General features: G+C 66.2%; 1 protein-coding gene. It reads right to left on the bottom strand.

The annotated features are described in order from the left end of the window. Positions 1-240, bottom strand: a 240-nt coding sequence (locus ACQG3P_RS22705; RefSeq protein WP_426806313.1) for a twin-arginine translocase subunit TatC, incomplete at both ends; no start/stop codon positions are given.

The following is a 240-nucleotide window of genomic DNA, read 5'->3' as shown; positions in this document are numbered from 1 at the left end:
CAGGCACAAGGGAATCGCCAGCATCAACTCGGAAACCACATCCGGCGGCGTCAACACCGCAGCCAGCACGAAGATGCCCACGAACGCGTACCCACGGCCGTCCTTGAACTGCAGCGGCGTGATCCACCCCAGCAGGGTCAGGATCACCATCGCCACCGGCAGGTCGTAGCTGCTGCCGAACGCGGAGAAGATCGCCGGCGCGAAATCCAGGTTCGCGGTCGCTGCCGGGGGGATCGCCCG

This window comes from Stenotrophomonas sp. SrG (assembly GCF_050031795.1).
Classification (GTDB): domain Bacteria; phylum Pseudomonadota; class Gammaproteobacteria; order Xanthomonadales; family Xanthomonadaceae; genus Stenotrophomonas; species Stenotrophomonas rhizophila_A.
Note: the sequence above shows the minus strand (reverse complement) of the source record. Positions and strands in the feature narration are given on the sequence as shown.